The 15953-nt window shown below is 60.4% G+C and carries 12 protein-coding genes; 9 read left to right on the forward strand and 3 right to left on the reverse strand.

Features of this window, described 5'->3' with window-relative positions:
- Nucleotides 1-2: 2 nt before the first annotated feature.
- Nucleotides 3-893, reverse strand: coding sequence for a LysR family transcriptional regulator (locus E4O98_RS26835; RefSeq protein WP_228308940.1), 891 nt, complete (start codon nucleotides 891-893; stop codon nucleotides 3-5).
- Nucleotides 894-992: 99 nt separating this feature from the next.
- On the opposite strand from E4O98_RS26835, the gene E4O98_RS26840 reads away from it, so the two are divergent.
- The 4 genes from E4O98_RS26840 (at nucleotide 993) to guaA (ending at nucleotide 5679) form a co-directional block, all read left to right on the forward strand.
- Entirely contained in the window at nucleotides 993-1760 is a 768-nt protein-coding gene (locus tag E4O98_RS26840) for a sulfite exporter TauE/SafE family protein (RefSeq protein WP_103734899.1), read from the forward strand.
- 137 nt (nucleotides 1761-1897) lie between these two features.
- On the forward strand, nucleotides 1898-2446 hold the full coding sequence (locus E4O98_RS26845) for a hypothetical protein (protein ID WP_005791157.1): 549 nt from the start codon (nucleotides 1898-1900) through the stop codon (nucleotides 2444-2446).
- A 104-nt stretch (nucleotides 2447-2550) separates the two neighbouring features.
- The gene (gene guaB, locus E4O98_RS26850) at nucleotides 2551-4020 is read left to right on the forward strand and encodes an IMP dehydrogenase (protein WP_014719807.1); all 1470 of its coding nucleotides are present in this window, start codon (nucleotides 2551-2553) and stop codon (nucleotides 4018-4020) included.
- A gap of 81 nt (nucleotides 4021-4101) precedes the next feature.
- The gene (gene guaA, locus E4O98_RS26855; RefSeq protein WP_005791155.1) at nucleotides 4102-5679 is read left to right on the forward strand and encodes a glutamine-hydrolyzing GMP synthase; all 1578 of its coding nucleotides are present in this window, start codon (nucleotides 4102-4104) and stop codon (nucleotides 5677-5679) included.
- Between the two features lie 212 nt (nucleotides 5680-5891).
- Here the strand turns inward: guaA and treR are convergent, their stop codons facing one another.
- Nucleotides 5892-6596: a trehalose operon repressor gene (treR, locus tag E4O98_RS26860; RefSeq protein WP_032879617.1), complete on the reverse strand. Its 705-nt coding sequence runs from the start codon at nucleotides 6594-6596 to the stop codon at nucleotides 5892-5894.
- Between the two features lie 239 nt (nucleotides 6597-6835).
- Between treR and treP the strand changes: the two genes are divergently transcribed.
- The 5 genes from treP (at nucleotide 6836) to E4O98_RS26885 (ending at nucleotide 14197) form a co-directional block, all read left to right on the forward strand.
- Nucleotides 6836-8278, forward strand: coding sequence for a PTS system trehalose-specific EIIBC component (gene treP / locus E4O98_RS26865; protein ID WP_032879618.1), 1443 nt, complete (start codon nucleotides 6836-6838; stop codon nucleotides 8276-8278).
- Nucleotides 8279-8397: 119 nt separating this feature from the next.
- Complete coding sequence (gene treC, locus E4O98_RS26870; RefSeq protein WP_032879619.1) at nucleotides 8398-10044, forward strand: alpha,alpha-phosphotrehalase; 1647 nt, start codon at nucleotides 8398-8400, stop codon at nucleotides 10042-10044.
- Nucleotides 10045-10112: 68 nt separating this feature from the next.
- On the forward strand, nucleotides 10113-11333 hold the full coding sequence (locus E4O98_RS26875) for a carbohydrate porin (RefSeq protein ID WP_005791151.1): 1221 nt from the start codon (nucleotides 10113-10115) through the stop codon (nucleotides 11331-11333).
- A 48-nt stretch (nucleotides 11334-11381) separates the two neighbouring features.
- A complete protein-coding gene (gene ptsP / locus E4O98_RS26880; RefSeq protein ID WP_248136727.1) occupies nucleotides 11382-13916 on the forward strand; it encodes a phosphoenolpyruvate--protein phosphotransferase in 2535 nt (844 codons plus the stop codon).
- Between the two features lie 2 nt (nucleotides 13917-13918).
- Nucleotides 13919-14197 carry a PTS transporter subunit EIIB gene (locus E4O98_RS26885; protein ID WP_216092068.1) on the forward strand — a complete coding sequence of 93 codons (279 nt, stop codon included), beginning with the start codon at nucleotides 13919-13921 and terminating at the stop codon, nucleotides 14195-14197.
- A 125-nt stretch (nucleotides 14198-14322) separates the two neighbouring features.
- On the opposite strand, the gene mltF is transcribed toward E4O98_RS26885, so the two are convergent.
- A complete protein-coding gene (gene mltF / locus E4O98_RS26890) occupies nucleotides 14323-15783 on the reverse strand; it encodes a membrane-bound lytic murein transglycosylase MltF (protein ID WP_005791148.1) in 1461 nt (486 codons plus the stop codon).
- Nucleotides 15784-15953: the final 170 nt, after the last annotated feature.

Below are 15953 nucleotides of genomic sequence, written 5' to 3' on the forward strand. Positions count from 1 at the left end.
GTTTATAGGCATTCGTGCAGGGTTTGACAGAACTGCTCTACCAGCGCGTTCGGCGCCTGCGCGCAGGCGAGGGCCACGGTGCTATGGCAGTCCGGGTCGGCCAGGGGTAAAAAGTGCAGGTTGGCGGGGGCGATGTACTGCATGGATTTTGGTAACAAGGCAATGCCGAAACCGGCCTGGATCAATTGCAACTGCGTGGTCTTGCGCGACATCACCCGTGCGGCCCTGGGGAAAAATCCTGCACGCATGCACAGTTCGGCCGACAGATAACTCAGCCCGCCGCGTTGGGGATGGGGGATCGAGATAAACGCTTGGTCCTTTAGCTGCGCCAACTCCACCGGCGCGTCGCTGCGCGCCAACGGATGATTCGGCGGCACCGCCAGCACCAACGGCTCCGTGTACAACGGCAGCACACGCACGCCGTCGCGCTGGCGCAGTACGGGCAAGCGCAGCAGGCCGACGTCCAGGCGACCCTCGGCGATGTCCTCCAACTGGGCTTCGGAGGAGAGCTTGGCGATATCCACCGATACTCCAGGGCAGCGCTCTAGCCAGGTGCTGATGCCGTGCAACAACGCGCCGCTCATCGGCACTGTGCTCGAGTGACTCAGGCGCAGCGTGCCAAGCTGGCCATTGCCTACTAGGGTCGCCACTTCGCTGGCCTTGAGCAACTCACTCAGCAAATTGCGCGCCCGTGGGTAGAACGCTTCACCGGCCGCTGTGAGCCGCGGTTGGCGTGCGGTGCGTTCGAACAATGGGGTTTGCAGTTGATTTTCCAGTTCCTTGATCTGCCGGCTCAAGGCCGACTGCGCCACAAACAGGCGTTCGGCCGCGGCACTGAAGCTGCCGCTCTCGGCGATTTCGACGAAGTAACGCAGTTGCCGCGTGGAGATCACGAGTCATGCCTTTTTGAGATGAGTGGCTAGCTTTGAAGATATTAGTCGCAACAGTCGACAATGGCTAAAGTGAAGGCCATGTCCAACAAGGGATAACCCATGAGCCTGGTTGAGTTGATGAGTCAGTGGTCGTTCGGGGCTGTGGATTGGCTGGTGATCGGCCTGGGTGTGGTGCTGGCCTATGTGGTGTTTGGCATTGCCGGGTTCGGGACGGCCTTGGTCGCCGGGCCGATCCTGATTGTGTTTATGCCGCTGTCGAAGATCATCCCGTTGCTGGTGCTTCTCGACTTTGTCGCGGCGTTTGGCGGCTTGCTGCAAACGCGGCGCGATGTGAACAAACCAGAACTGTTGCGGTTGCTGCCCTGCATGGCCGTCGGCTGCAGCCTGGGCGTGTTGTTTTTGCTCAACCTGCATTCGGACCTGTTGCTGCTGTTGATGGGCCTGTTTATCAGCGCCTACGCGATTTACAGCCTGGCGGTGAAGGCGCGGCCGACTGAGCTGGCAGCGGGCTGGTCGATTCCCATGGGCACTGTTGGGGGGCTGTTTGGTGCGCTATTCGGCAGTGGCGGCTTTTTATATGCGATTTACCTGAACAGCCGTTTGCCCAAGGACGCGGCGCGGGCCACGCAAAGCGCGCTGATCAGTTGCAGCACGGTCGTGCGTTTGAGTCTGTTCCTGATTGCCGGCGTGTATGCAGATTTGCCGTTATTGATGTTGGCGGTTTGCCTGTTGCCGGCGATGGCCCTGGGGCTGTGGTGTGGACGCAGGCTGACGATGCGGCTGTCCCGTGAGGCGTTCGTGCGGTTGGTGACCTGGTTGGTATTGGCCAGTGGTATTGCGTTGATCGGGCGGTATGTGAGTACTTGACCTGATTTTTTCAGGGATTAAGCTGCCGTCCTCCCGGGCGTCATCGCGGGCAAGCCCGGCTCCCACATTGGAATGCGATCAACTGTGGGAGCCGGGCTTGCCCGCGATGGCGCCAATAGCCACACCGCAGGACTCCCATGAATTCCCAAAGCATCCTTGTCCCGAAAATCTCCACCTTGCCCGTCCACGAACCCCGCGCCCGGGCGATCGTGCGTTGGCTGGTGCGCAAGAACATCATCAAGGAAGAACTCACTACCTGCGGGCGCACCGGCAACCGCATGGGCTACGCCCTGGCCGATGGTGCCCGCGCCGTGGTGCTGCACCCTGAAGCGCTGCCGTTCAACGAGCCGGTCAATGGCCTGGAGATCATCTACAAGCGTTGCATCTACACGCCGGCCAAGGGGTTCCTTGAAGAAGCCGGCTGCCCGGAATGCCTGAAGGAAGTTGGCGAGGCGCTGTTCGAAAGCCTGGAAGACTGGATGCCTGGTCACACCGACAACTTCACCTGCCCGCTGTGTGGGCATGAAGATGACATCAACGGCTTCCTGTTCCTGCAGGAATGCGGGTTTTCCAACCTGGGGTTCATCTTCAACAACTGGGCGGAGGCGGGGTTCAAGCAGAGCTTTATCGACGAATTTGCCGATTGGTTGGACCAGAAAATGAGCTGGGTCAAAGTCGAGCTTTAATCCTTCTATCAGTATTACCAAGTTTGTCAGAGTTTTACATTGAGCCGGGCAGGGTGCATGTATATAATGGCGCGCTTCCATTTTCCCGCTCGGGAGCCCCCGCGATGCTGCGTATCAGCCAAGAAGCTCTGACATTCGACGACATTCTCCTAGTGCCCGGTTATTCCGAGGTGCTTCCTAACGAAGTCAGTCTCAAGACCCGCCTAACCCGTGGCATCGAGCTGAATATTCCCCTGGTTTCCGCTGCCATGGACACCGTCACCGAAGCCCGTCTGGCCATTGCCATGGCTCAGGAAGGCGGCATCGGCATCATCCACAAGAACATGACTATCGAGCAGCAAGCTGCCGAAGTGCGCAAGGTCAAGCGTTACGAAGCCGGTGTGGTGAAAGATCCAATCACCATCGAAGCCGACGCCACCGTGCGTGACCTGTTCGAACTCACTCGCATGCACAACATCTCCGGCGTCCCGGTGCTGCACGATGGCGACCTGGTCGGCATCGTCACTTCCCGTGACGTGCGTTTCGAGAACCGCCTTGAAGTCACCGTCCGTGAAGTGATGACGCCTAAAGAGCGCCTCGTTACTGTCAAGGAAGGCGCCGACAAGAACGATGTGCGCGAACTGCTGCACAAGCACCGCATCGAGCGCGTGCTGATCGTCGATGACAAATTCGCCCTCAAGGGCATGATGACCGTCAACGACATCGAAAAAGCCAAGGCTTACCCGCTGGCCAGCAAGGATGACCAGGGTCGTCTGCGTGTTGGCGCGGCAGTCGGCACCGGTAAAGACACTGGCGACCGCGTTTCGGCGCTGGTTGCTGCCGGTGTTGACGTGGTGGTGGTCGACACCGCCCACGGTCACTCCAAAGGCGTGATCGACCGCGTGCGCTGGGTCAAGCAGAACTTCCCTGACGTGCAAGTGATCGGCGGCAACATCGCCACCGGCGCTGCCGCCAAGGCTCTGGCCGAAGCTGGCGCTGACGCTGTCAAGGTCGGTATCGGCCCTGGCTCGATCTGCACCACGCGTATCGTCGCCGGTGTGGGCGTGCCGCAGATCAGCGCCATCGCCAACGTCGCCGCTGCCCTTGAAGGCACTGGCGTACCGTTGATCGCCGACGGCGGCATCCGTTTCTCCGGTGACCTGTCCAAGGCCATCGTGGCCGGTGCTTCCTGCGTGATGATGGGCTCGATGTTCGCCGGTACCGAAGAAGCGCCGGGCGAGATCGAACTGTTCCAGGGCCGTTCGTACAAGGCTTACCGTGGCATGGGTTCGCTGGGCGCCATGTCCCAGGCGCAAGGTTCTTCCGATCGTTACTTCCAGGACTCCTCGGCAGGCGCCGAGAAGCTCGTACCGGAAGGTATCGAAGGCCGTGTGCCGTACAAAGGCACCCTGAGCGCGATCATCCATCAACTGATGGGCGGCCTGCGTTCCTCGATGGGCTACACCGGCAGCGCCGACATCGAAGAAATGCGCACCAAGCCTGAGTTCGTACGGATCACCGGCGCAGGCATGGCTGAATCCCATGTCCACGACGTGCAGATCACCAAGGAAGCGCCAAACTACCGTGTAGGTTGAGCCTTCCAGCAAAATGTTAAGTAACCGGGGCTGTTCTTTCAGCCCCGAGTTGTTTCTGATTCATTAGACGAGACTGACTTCATGGCCCTCGACATTCACGCCCATCGCATCCTGATCCTCGATTTCGGTTCCCAGTACACCCAGCTGATCGCCCGCCGCGTGCGTGAAATCGGCGTGTACTGCGAACTGCACCCGTTCGACATGGATGACGCAGCGATCCGCGAATTCGCCCCTAAAGGCGTCATCCTCGCCGGTGGCCCCGAGTCCGTGCACGAAGCCAACAGCCCGCGTTGCCCGCAAGCGGTATTCGACCTGGGCGTACCGGTGTTCGGTATCTGCTACGGCATGCAAACCATGGCCGAACAACTGGGCGGCAAGGTGGAAGGCTCCGAGCTGCGTGAATTCGGTTATGCCCGTGTGGACGTGGTCGGCAAGAGCCGCCTGCTGGACGGCATCGAAGACCACATCGACGCCGACGGCCTGTTCGGCCTCGACGTCTGGATGAGCCACGGTGACAAGGTCACCAAGATGCCGGAAGACTTCCACATCCTGGCCAGCACCCCGAGCTGCCCGATCGCCGGCATGTTCAGCGACGAGCGTCGTTACTACGGCGTGCAGTTCCACCCGGAAGTGACCCACACCAAGCAAGGCGGGCGCATCCTGTCGCGCTTCATTCTCGACATCTGCGAGTGTGAAGCCCTGTGGACCCCGTCGAAAATCGCTGAAGACGCCATCGCTCAGGTGCGCGCCCAGGTCGGTACCGACAACGTGTTGCTCGGCCTGTCCGGCGGCGTGGACTCCTCGGTAGTTGCTGCCTTGCTGCACAAGGCCATCGGCGACCAGCTGACCTGCGTATTTGTCGACAACGGCCTGCTGCGCCTGCACGAAGGCGAGCAAGTGATGGCCATGTTCGCCGAGAACATGGGCGTCAAGGTGATCCGCGCCAACGCCGAGGAGCAGTTCCTCAACAACCTGGCCGGCGAGTCCGACCCGGAGAAGAAGCGCAAGATCATCGGCCGTACCTTCATCGACGTATTCGATGCCCAGTCCAACAAACTGGACAACATCAAGTACCTCGCCCAGGGCACCATCTACCCCGACGTGATCGAGTCGGCCGGCGCCAAGAGCGGCAAGGCCCACGTGATCAAGTCCCACCACAACGTGGGTGGCCTGCCTGAGGAAATGAACCTCAAGCTGGTAGAACCGCTGCGCGAACTGTTCAAGGACGAAGTCCGCCGTCTGGGCCTGGAACTGGGCCTGCCGTACGACATGGTCTACCGCCACCCATTCCCAGGCCCGGGCCTGGGCGTGCGTATCCTCGGTGAAGTGAAAAAGGAATACGCCGACCTGCTGCGCCGCGCCGACCACATCTTCATTGAAGAACTGCGCAAGGCCGACTGGTACCACAAGGTCAGCCAGGCGTTCGTGGTGTTCCAGCCGGTGAAATCGGTTGGCGTTGTAGGCGATGGTCGTCGTTACGCCTGGGTTGTTGCGCTGCGTGCCGTAGAGACGATCGACTTCATGACAGCGCGTTGGGCACACCTGCCTTACGAACTGCTGGAGACGGTCAGCGGCCGTATCATCAATGAAATCGAAGGCATTTCGCGCGTGACGTATGACGTGTCGAGCAAGCCGCCGGCGACGATTGAGTGGGAATGATCCTGCAATAGCAGGTGAGTGCTGAATAACAGAACCCCGGCCTGGTGCCGGGGTTTTGTGTTTTTGGGGATGTCAGTGCCTGATCAAGCAGCCTATGGTTGGCCAGGATGCACGCGAGGCATGACTCGCGCGATGTCGGAGCTTTCCGAATACCGAGGCACTCACCCAGAGTTCGAGGCGGTAGGGGAGAAGATGATCTTCCCGGATTACGCTCAGCGCCGCGCAATATCCGAAAAGTAAAACTTATCCAGCGTATGCCGTGACTCGGTGTACTCGAACTGCCTCCCGTCCTGCAAAAACGTCTGGTTACTCACCACGATCACATGGCTTTGCCCATCGAGATCCAGATGCGCCTGGTCGTCCTTGCTGCGCGGCAGGGCTTCGATGGTGCGCTGTGCATAGCTGATCTGCAGCCCCAGCGTTTGCTCGATAAACGCGTAGATCGACTGCTCGGCAATCGAGTGGTCCAGGCCGGGGATCAGGTCGGCAACGAAGTGGTTGATGTCCAGGATCACGCGCTTGCCACCGATACGTCGTACGCGTTTGACGCGGGTGATCAGCGTGCCGGGCTCGGCTTCGATGTGTTGCAGCAAAGAACCTTCCAGCGGGATTTGGGTGAACTCGACGACGTCAGTGCGTACGTCATCGCCCAGGTCGGCGTGGGTCTCGTGAAAGCTGACGATGCCGCCCAACTGGAACTCGATCGGGTTGGGCGACAACACAAAGGTGCCCTTGCCATGGATTTTTTGCGCAAAGCCACGCTCCTGCAACTGCTCGATAGCGCGTCGCACGGTGCCACGGCTGGCCTGGTAGGCGTCCATCAGTTCGGTTTCGGAGGGAAGGCGCGTACCGCGTTGCAGGCGTTCGGTGGTGATGCTGGCAAGCAGATCCGTATAGATCTGGTTGTATTTGCTCATGAGATGGCTCTGTGCCTGGCTTGCATTCAAGGCAGGAACCTTAGTGGCAGAGGTGGGGTTTGTCCATTGGATAGCCGTGCAGGCGAGGGAAAAATCTGACAGTAAGCTCCCACATATAAACAAAAGTGTAACTCGTACAGACGAGTTGTTGATTTAACTCGTACAGACGAGTACTTTTCCCTCCTCGGCGTGCTGCCAATGACTGCCACCCATAAAAACAATCACAGTGGAAAACGAGCATGAGCCACGACTATTCGTCTACTGCCCGCGAGATTCTCGAGCACCTCGGGGGCCGCGATAACCTTGAGCAAGCTGCCCATTGCGTGACCCGCCTGCGCCTGGCGCTCAAGGACCCAAGCCTGGTCAACGGCAATGCGTTGAACCAGGTCGATCTGGTCAAGGGCTCGTTCTTTACCGGCGGCCTGTTCCAGGTGGTGATCGGCCCCGGCGAAGTGGAGAAGGTCTATGCCGCCCTGCGCGAACTGACCGGCCTGGCCGCCTCAACCATTGCCGACGTGAAGAAAGCCGGCGGCGACAAGACCAACCCCATGCAGCGTCTGGTGCGGGTGTTTTCCGATGTGTTCATGCCGATCCTGCCCGCGCTGATCATCGCCGGCCTGTTGATGGGCGTGAACAACCTGATGGGCGCCAAGGGCATGTTCATCGAAGGCAAGACGCTGCTGGAGGCCTACCCGAACCTGGATGGCCTGTGGAGCCTGATCAACCTGATGGCAAACACCTCGTTCGTGTTCCTGCCGGCGTTGGTGGGCTGGTCGGCAGCCAAGCGTTTTGGCGGCAGTGAAATCCTCGGCATTGTGCTGGGCCTGATGCTGGTGCACCCCGACCTGCTCAACGCCTGGAACTACGGCAAGGCGGTCGCCGGCCTCGACGGCCAGAGCCTGCCATACTTCGATATCTTCGGCTGGTTCCAGATCGAGAAGGTGGGTTATCAAGGGCAGATCCTACCGATCCTGATGGCCGCCTTCGTCATGAGCGTGATCGAAAAGTGGCTAAGGGCGCGGGTACCGAATGCCATTCAATTGCTGGTCGTGCCGATCACCACCATCGTTGTCACCGGCGTGCTGGCCCTGGCGATCATCGGCCCGGTCACCCGCCACCTAGGCATCCTGATTACCGAAGGCCTGGTCACCCTGTTTGAGATTGCACCCATGATTGGCGGGGCGATTTTCGGCCTGCTGTATGCGCCATTGGTGATCACCGGTATGCACCACATGTTCCTGGCCGTCGACCTGCAGCTTATTTCGACCCAGGGCGGCACCTTTATCTGGCCAATGATCGTCATGTCCAACCTGGCACAGGGCAGCGCCGCATTGGGCGTGTTCTACATGACCCGCAATGCGCGGGACAAAAGCATGGCGTCCACCTCGGCAATTTCGGCTTATTTCGGCATCACCGAGCCGGCGATGTTCGGGGTGAATCTGCGCTTCAAGTTCCCGTTCTACGCCGCTCTGCTGGGCTCGGCGCTGGGCAGCATTTTCCTGTCGCTGAACAAGGTGACGGCTTCGGCCATCGGCGTCGGTGGCTTGCCCGGGTTTATCTCGATCGTGCCGAGTGCGATTCCGATGTTTGTGATCGGCATGATCGTGGCGATGGTCGTGCCGTTTGCGCTGACTTGCCTGTTGAGCATGAAGATCATTCGGCCTGGTTACCGGGTCGCCTGATCAATCGCCACCGGGGGCAAGCCAGCTCCCACAGGTTGAACGCATTTCAACTGTGGGAGCTGGCTTGCCTGCGATGAGGCCAGACGGGCCAGCACCCAACTCTACTGAAGGAACCCACCATGCAAACCTGGCAACACTCGGTGATCTACCAGATCTACCCCAAAAGCTTCCACAGCCACGCGGGTAACGCTACCGGTGACCTGCTGGGCATCGTCGACAAGCTCGACTACTTGCACTGGCTGGGCGTGGATTGCCTGTGGGTCACCCCGTTTTTGCGCTCACCCCAGCGCGACAACGGCTACGACATCAGCGATTACTACGCCATCGACCCCAGCTACGGGACCATGGCCGACTGCGACTTGCTGATCAGCGAAGCGGCCAAGCGCGGCATCAGGCTGATGCTCGACATCGTGGTCAACCACACCTCCGTCGAGCACGAGTGGTTCCAGCAGGCACGCAGCAGCCTCGACAACCCTTACCGCGACTTCTACATCTGGCGCGACCAGCCGAACAACTGGGAGTCCAAGTTCGGCGGCTCGGCCTGGGAATACGAAGCGCAGACTGGCCAGTACTACCTGCATCTGTTCGACCACACCCAGGCCGACCTCAATTGGGACAACCCCAAGGTGCGCGCCGAAGTGTTCAAGATGATGCGCTTCTGGCGTGACAAAGGCGTGGGTGGGTTCCGCCTGGACGTGATCAACCTGATCTCCAAGCCCGCCGATTTCCCCGAAGACACCAGCGACGGCCGCCGCTTCTACACCGACGGCCCGCATGTGCACGAGTACCTGCAGCAAATGCACCGCGAAGTCTTCGACGGCCATGACCTGATCAACGTGGGCGAGATGTCGTCCACCCGCCTGGAACACTGCATTCGCTACTCGAATCCGGCCTCGAAAGAGCTGTCGATGACCTTCAACTTCCATCACCTGAAAGTCGATTACCCCAACCTGCAAAAGTGGGTAAAGGCCGATTTCGATTTCCTGCAACTCAAGCAGATTCTCTCTGATTGGCAGACAGGCATGCAGGCCGGTGGCGGTTGGAACGCGCTGTTCTGGTGTAACCACGACCAGCCACGGGTGGTTTCGCGATTTGGTGATGACGGCGAATATCGCGTGGTCTCGGCCAAGATGCTTGCCACCGCGCTGCACTTCCTCCAGGGCACACCCTATGTGTACCAGGGCGAAGAACTGGGGATGACCAACCCGGGCTTTGACAGGATCGAACAATACCGCGATGTAGAAACCCTGAATATCTTCCGACTCAAGCGCGATGCGGGAGAGTCCGAAGCATCGAGCATGGCGGCGATCATGCAGAAGTCCCGCGACAACGGGCGTACGCCGATGCAGTGGAACAGCCAGGCCAATGCCGGTTTCAGTCGTGGCGAGCCCTGGATTGGCATCCCGGACAACGCCGCGCGCATCAATGTCGAAAGTCAGCTGGATGACCCGGACTCGGTGCTGCATCACTACCGAGCATTGATCGCCCTGCGGCGCCGCGAACCTCTGATCCAGCAAGGCGTTTATCGCCCGCTGCTGCAAGACCATTCCAAGGTTTGGGCCTACCTGCGTGAAGGCCAGGGCGAGCGCCTGCTGGTGCTCAACAACTTCTACGGCACGCCGTGCGAAATCCAATTGCCCGATCAGGTGATCAACGCGGCGTGCGAACAACGTTTGCTGATCAGCAACTACCCCGACTGCCCGGTGCGCACGAGCACGGTGGTGTTGCGCCCTTACGAATCGTTTGTGCTGCACCTCAAGGGCTAAGCCGCCCTACGGGCGATCGCGTCACGCAAGACAGTAAGAAATAACAATAAAAATAAAAGGAGCGCTTCATGAAAACAAAAATAAAGCTGGGTCTTATCGCCTCTTGCCTCGCTGCGCCGTTTGGCGCCCAGGCTCTGGAATTCGCCGGTTACTTGCGCAGCGGCGCAGGCACATCGACGGGCAGTGGCAAGCAGCAATGCTTCCAACTACCGGGGGCGCAAACCAAGTACCGCTTGGGCAACGAATGCGAGCAATACGCTGAGCTGGAATTGCGCCAGGACCTGCTGACCCTCGATGACGGGTCGGTGTTCAGCGTCGATGCCATGGCTTCCCTCTACAACCAGTACGACCGCGCCCTGAAATTCCAGGGCGAAAACAACGGTTCGGCGCGTATGCCGCAGATGTACGCGCAATGGTCCAACCTGCCCAGCCTCAATGGCGGTTCGCTGTGGGCCGGGCGGCGTTACTACAAGCGTAACGACATCCATATTTCCGACTTCTACTACTGGAACCAGAGCGCCACCGGAGGCGGAATCGAGGACGTGCTGATCGGCGGCTTGAAATACAGCTACGCGCTGTCACGCAAGGACAACCTGTACCAGAAGGAATACGCCACCCGTCACGACTTCAACGTCGCAGGTTTCAATACCAACCCTGGCGGCGAGCTGGAGCTTGGCTTGAGCTACATCGCCAAGGCTGGCGGGCGTGACGCCAACAGCGGATGGGCGCTGACCGCGCAGCATGTACAAGCTGCATTCCTGGGGGGCAAGAACAAGTTTGCCCTCCAGTACGGCGAAGGCCCAGGTACCGGCCTGGGCTATACCGGCAATACCGCGTTGGACAGGAGCAGCAAAAGCTACCGGGTAGTGGAGTTCTTCGACTGGCAGGTGACCCCGCGTTTCGGCGGGCAAGTTGAAGCGGTGTACCAGAAAGACGTGCGCCCAGGGCGCCAGGACCAGAATTGGATCTCCCTCGGCGTGCGCCCGGCGTATGCCATCAGCGAGCAATTCAAACTGGTCGCTGAGCTGGGTCACGATCAGGTTGACGCCACGGGGGGCACGCGCAAGTTGAGCAAATTCACGTTCGCTCCGACCTGGTCGCCCAAAGGTCCTGAGTTCTGGGCTCGGCCGGAAGTGCGGTTGTATTACACCTATGCGTCCTGGAACCAGGCGGCCAAGCGTGCGGCCAATGAGCTGGCGGCGGGTTCGGCATTATCTGATACCGGTGCCTATGGCACTGCGCGGCATGGCTCGAACATGGGTGTACAAGTCGAGTACTGGTGGAAGTAATTCGGTAGCTCCCAATGATCTTTAAAAAACACAACAACAGGTGAAGTCATGACCCCATCTAAACCCCTGACACTGCTGGCGCCCCTGTCCGGGGTCCTGCTGGCGCTGGATCAGGTACCCGACCCGGTATTTTCCGGTCGCGTGATCGGCGACGGGCTGTGCATCGACCCGATCTCGCAGACGCTCTGCGCGCCGTTGGCCGGGGTGATCAGCAACATTCAGGACAGCGGTCATGCGGTCAGTGTCACCGACGACAACGGCGTGCAGGTGTTGCTGCATATCGGTCTGGACACCGTGAACCTGGCTGGCCAGGGCTTCACCCGTCTGGTCGAGGAAGGCCAGCGGGTGGAGGCTGGGCAGCCGCTGATAGAGTTCGATGCCGACTATGTGGCGCTCCATGCACGCAGTCTGCTGACCTTGATGCTGGTGGTGAGCGGCGAGCCGTTTGAGCTGTTGGTGGCAGACCGGGCGTTGGTCGAGGCCGGCCAGCCACTGTTGCGAGTATCGCCCGGGCAGGTATCTGCCGAGCTGGATGAGGAGGAGGGTAACGCGCTGTTCTCCAAGCCACTGACTGTGCCCAACGCTCATGGCTTGCACGCCCGGCCTGCGGCGGTGCTTGCCCAGGCGGCGAAAGGGTTCAACTCGAGCATTTACCTGCACAAGCAAACCCAGAGTGCGAATGCCAAGTCCCTGGTGGCGATCATGGCGCTGCAGACCTGCCAGGGCGACAGCGTGCAGGTGAGCGCGGCGGGCGAAGATGCCGAGGCGGCGATCCAGGCCCTGGTGGCGTTATTGCTCGACGGCTGTGGCGAGACCTTGCCGGTAGCGGTCGAGAAAATCAACACGCCCGCCGCGCCGGCGTCCTCGGCCACCGTGTTACGAGGTGTCTGCGCATCGCCGGGCTCGGCGTTCGGCCAGGTCGTCCAAGTGGCTGAGACGGCGCTCGATATTCCCGAAGCTGGCGTCGGAGAAGCCTTTGAGCGGGCCGCATTGGCGCGCGGCCTACGGGCGGCAAGCGAGGCGCTGCAAGACTTGCAAGCCAAGGCGGCCGGCAGTGCCCAAGCCGAAATTTTCCGCGCTCATCAGGAATTGCTTGAAGATCCAACCCTGCTGGAACAAGCCTATAGCCTGCTGGCCGAGGGCAAGAGTGCCGCCTTTGCCTGGAACCGCGCCACAGTGGCGACCGCCCAACTCTTCGAGGGCTTGGGTAAGGCACTGCTCGCTGAACGTGCAGCGGACTTGGCCGATGTTGGTCAGCGCGTACTCAAGTTGATCCTGGGCATGCCCGAGCGATCCATGGAGCTGCCGGAGTGCGCCATCCTGGTCGCCGAGCAACTGACACCCTCACAAACCGCCGGCCTGGATACCGGTAAAGTCCTGGGCTTCGTCACGGTCGCCGGTGGCGCTACCAGTCATGTGGCAATCCTTGCCCGCGCGCTGGGCCTGCCCTCTGTTTGCGGGGTGCCGAGCCAGGTATTGGCCTTGGCCAACGGCAAACGGGTACTGCTCAATGCCGACAAAGGCGAGCTGCATCTGGAGCCGGACCTGGCTGAAATCGAACAATTGCAGGCGGTTCGCCAACAGCAAAAGCTGCGACTGCAACGTGAGGTGGCACAGGCCTCACGGGCGGCGGTCACCCGCGATGGGCATCACGTTGAAGTCACCGCCAATGTCGCCTCGTTGCAGGAAGTGGAGCAGTCCCTGACCCTGGGCGGGGAAGGCGTGGGCCTGCTGCGTTCGGAGTTCCTCTACCTGGACCGTAACCGCGCCCCGAGCGCCGAAGAACAGGCTGGCACTTACAGCGCCATCGCTCGCGCCCTGGGCACCGAGCGCAATCTGGTGGTGCGCACCCTGGATGTGGGCGGCGACAAACCCTTGGCCTATGTGCCGATGGAGAGCGAGACCAACCCGTTCCTTGGCCTGCGCGGTATTCGCCTGTGCCTGGAGCGCCCCGAACTGCTGCGTGAACAGCTGCGCTCGATCCTTGCCAGTGCAGGCTTGGCGCGACTGCATATCATGTTGCCGATGGTCAGCCTGCTGTCGGAGCTGCACCTGGCGCGCAAGATGCTCGAAGAAGAGGCATTGGCGCTTGGGCTGACCGAGTTACCGAAGCTGGGCATCATGATCGAAGTCCCCAGCGCAGCGCTGATGGCGGATGTGTTTGCGCCCCATGTGGATTTCTTCTCCATCGGCACCAACGACCTGACCCAATACACCCTCGCCATGGACCGCGACCACCCGCGTCTGGCCAGCCAGGCCGACAGTTTCCACCCGGCGGTACTGCGCCTGATCGACATCACGGTCAAAGCGGCCCATGCCCACGGCAAGTGGGTGGGGGTATGTGGTGCGCTGGCCTCCGAAACAGTGGCAGTGCCGGTATTGATCGGGCTCGGTGTGGATGAGCTGTCGGTGAGCGTGCCGCTGATCCCGACCATCAAGGCCACCGTGCGTGAGCTGGACCTGCACGATTGCCAGATCATCGCCCGCCAGGTGCTGGGCCTGGAAGAAGCCAATCAAGTGCGTGAGGCCCTGCGCCTGTACCACGCGGCCACCGTTGAAACCTCATCTGTCGTGGAGCACTGAGCATGTTCGAGAAATTGCAGCGGGCGTTCTGGAAAGCCCTGACGCCTGATTTGGTGGCGGAGACGGTTGCCACACCGACACCGAGCCTGTTGTCGGCCGAGGTGCTGAGTGCATTGGGCGGGGAGGGGAACGTTACGTCACAGCAGCGCGTGGCGCTGACGCGTGTGAGGGTGCAATTGAAGGAGGTGGGTGGGTTGGATGAGTCGGCGTTGAAGGCTGCGGGTGTACCCGCAGTAATGGTACTGCCGGGCGGCGTGGTCCATCTGCTCACCGGCCTCTAAGCCAAGCGCAGATCAAAATGTGGGAGGGGGCTTGCTCCCGATAGCGGTGGATCAGTCACTGTAGTAGTGACTGACACCATGCTATCGGGAGCAAGCCCCCTTGTGGTGTTTGGGGAAAATCGCCTTTACAACTGCGGGCTGTCCTGCGGCGGCTTGGTCTTGTCCACACCCGGCACATGCAGGTTGCCTTCCACCACCTGGTTGCCTTCCAGCTGCGGCTGGGTCACCCAGGTAAGAATGTCGTAGTAACGCCGGATGTTCGCTACAAAATGTACCGGCTCCCCGCCACGCGCATAACCATAGCGGGTCTTGCTGTACCACTGCTTCTGCGACAAGCGCGGCAGCATCTTCTTCACGTCCAGCCACTTGTTCGGGTTCAGGCCTTCTTTCTTGGCCAGGATACGTGCATCGTCCAGATGACCGGTGCCGACGTTATAGGCGGCGAGGGCAAACCAGGTGCGGTCGGGCTCGGCGATCTTGTCGTCCAGCTCATCCTTGATCCTGGCCAGGTACTTGGCGCCGCCCATGATGCTCTGCTTGGGGTCCAGGCGGTTGGACACGCCCATGGCTTGGGCGGTGTTCTGGGTCAGCATCATCAGGCCGCGCACGCCGGTCTTGGAGGTGACCGTCGGTTGCCACAGCGATTCCTGGTAGCCGATGGCTGCCAGCAGCCGCCAATCGACTTTCTCTGCCTTGGCATAGGCACGAAAGTGCTTCTCGTACTTGGGCAGGCGTTGTTGCAGATGCTGGGCAAAGGTATAGGCGCCCACATAGCCGAGTACGTCGACATGTCCGTAATAGCGGTCTTTCAGACGCTGCAACGTGCCGTTCTTCTCGACCTTGTCCAGGTAGCTGTTGATTTCGTTGAGCAGGCTGTTGTCGTCGCCTGCCGCCACGGCCCAGCTTTGGTTGCTGGCATTGCCGAGGTCGAACGCCACGCGCACATTGGGAAAGTACACCTGGTTCATGGCGACTTCGTTGGAGTCCACCAGGGTCAGGTCGATCTGCCCCTCGTCGACCATGCGCAGCAGATCGACTACTTCAACGGCGTCGGACTCTTCGTATTCGATTGCAGGATTCTGTTTCTTCAGCGCCGCAAGCTGTTCGGCGTGGGTGCTGCCCTTGAGCACCATGATCTTCTTGCCCGCCAGATCGGCTGCATTGGTGGGGCGTGATTGGCCGTTGCGATAGATGATCTGCGGGGTCACTTCCAGGTACGGGTGGGAAAAACGCACCTGCTGCTGGCGCTGTTCGCTGCTGACCAGGCCGGCGGCGGCCAGAACCGGGCCGTTGGGTTTGCCCAGCTGACCGAACAGGTCATCGAGGTTGTCGGCGGTCTCGATTTCCAGCTTCACGCCCAACTCGTCGGCAAAACGCTTGACCAGTTCATATTCGAACCCGGTCTCACCGTTACGGTCCTGGAAATACGTGGCCGGACTGTTCCGGGTGACCACCCGCAATACGCCATCCTCCTTGATTCGCTCAAGCGTGCTGGGCTTATCAACACAGGCACTGAGCGTCAGGAAGAGCAGGGTGGCGATGAGCCATTTGACCCATCGCGGGCGCAAAACAGTTGGGGAGAACATCTGCGCAGTATACGCAAACGGCCCGTGGCGCCATATCTCGACAGCGCTGCACTTGTCTGCTAGCGCGGTTAAAACTGTGCTGCAGCCCGCAGAAACGCGGCCTGGAGCGCCATTGTGACGGTTAAAATAACTGCCCTCGACACCGCGGATTTCCTGCCGATGCCGTGCAA

Origin of the sequence: Pseudomonas sp. W2Jun17, from assembly GCF_023127795.1 — a bacterium.
In the GTDB taxonomy this organism is placed as follows: domain Bacteria; phylum Pseudomonadota; class Gammaproteobacteria; order Pseudomonadales; family Pseudomonadaceae; genus Aquipseudomonas; species Aquipseudomonas synxantha_A.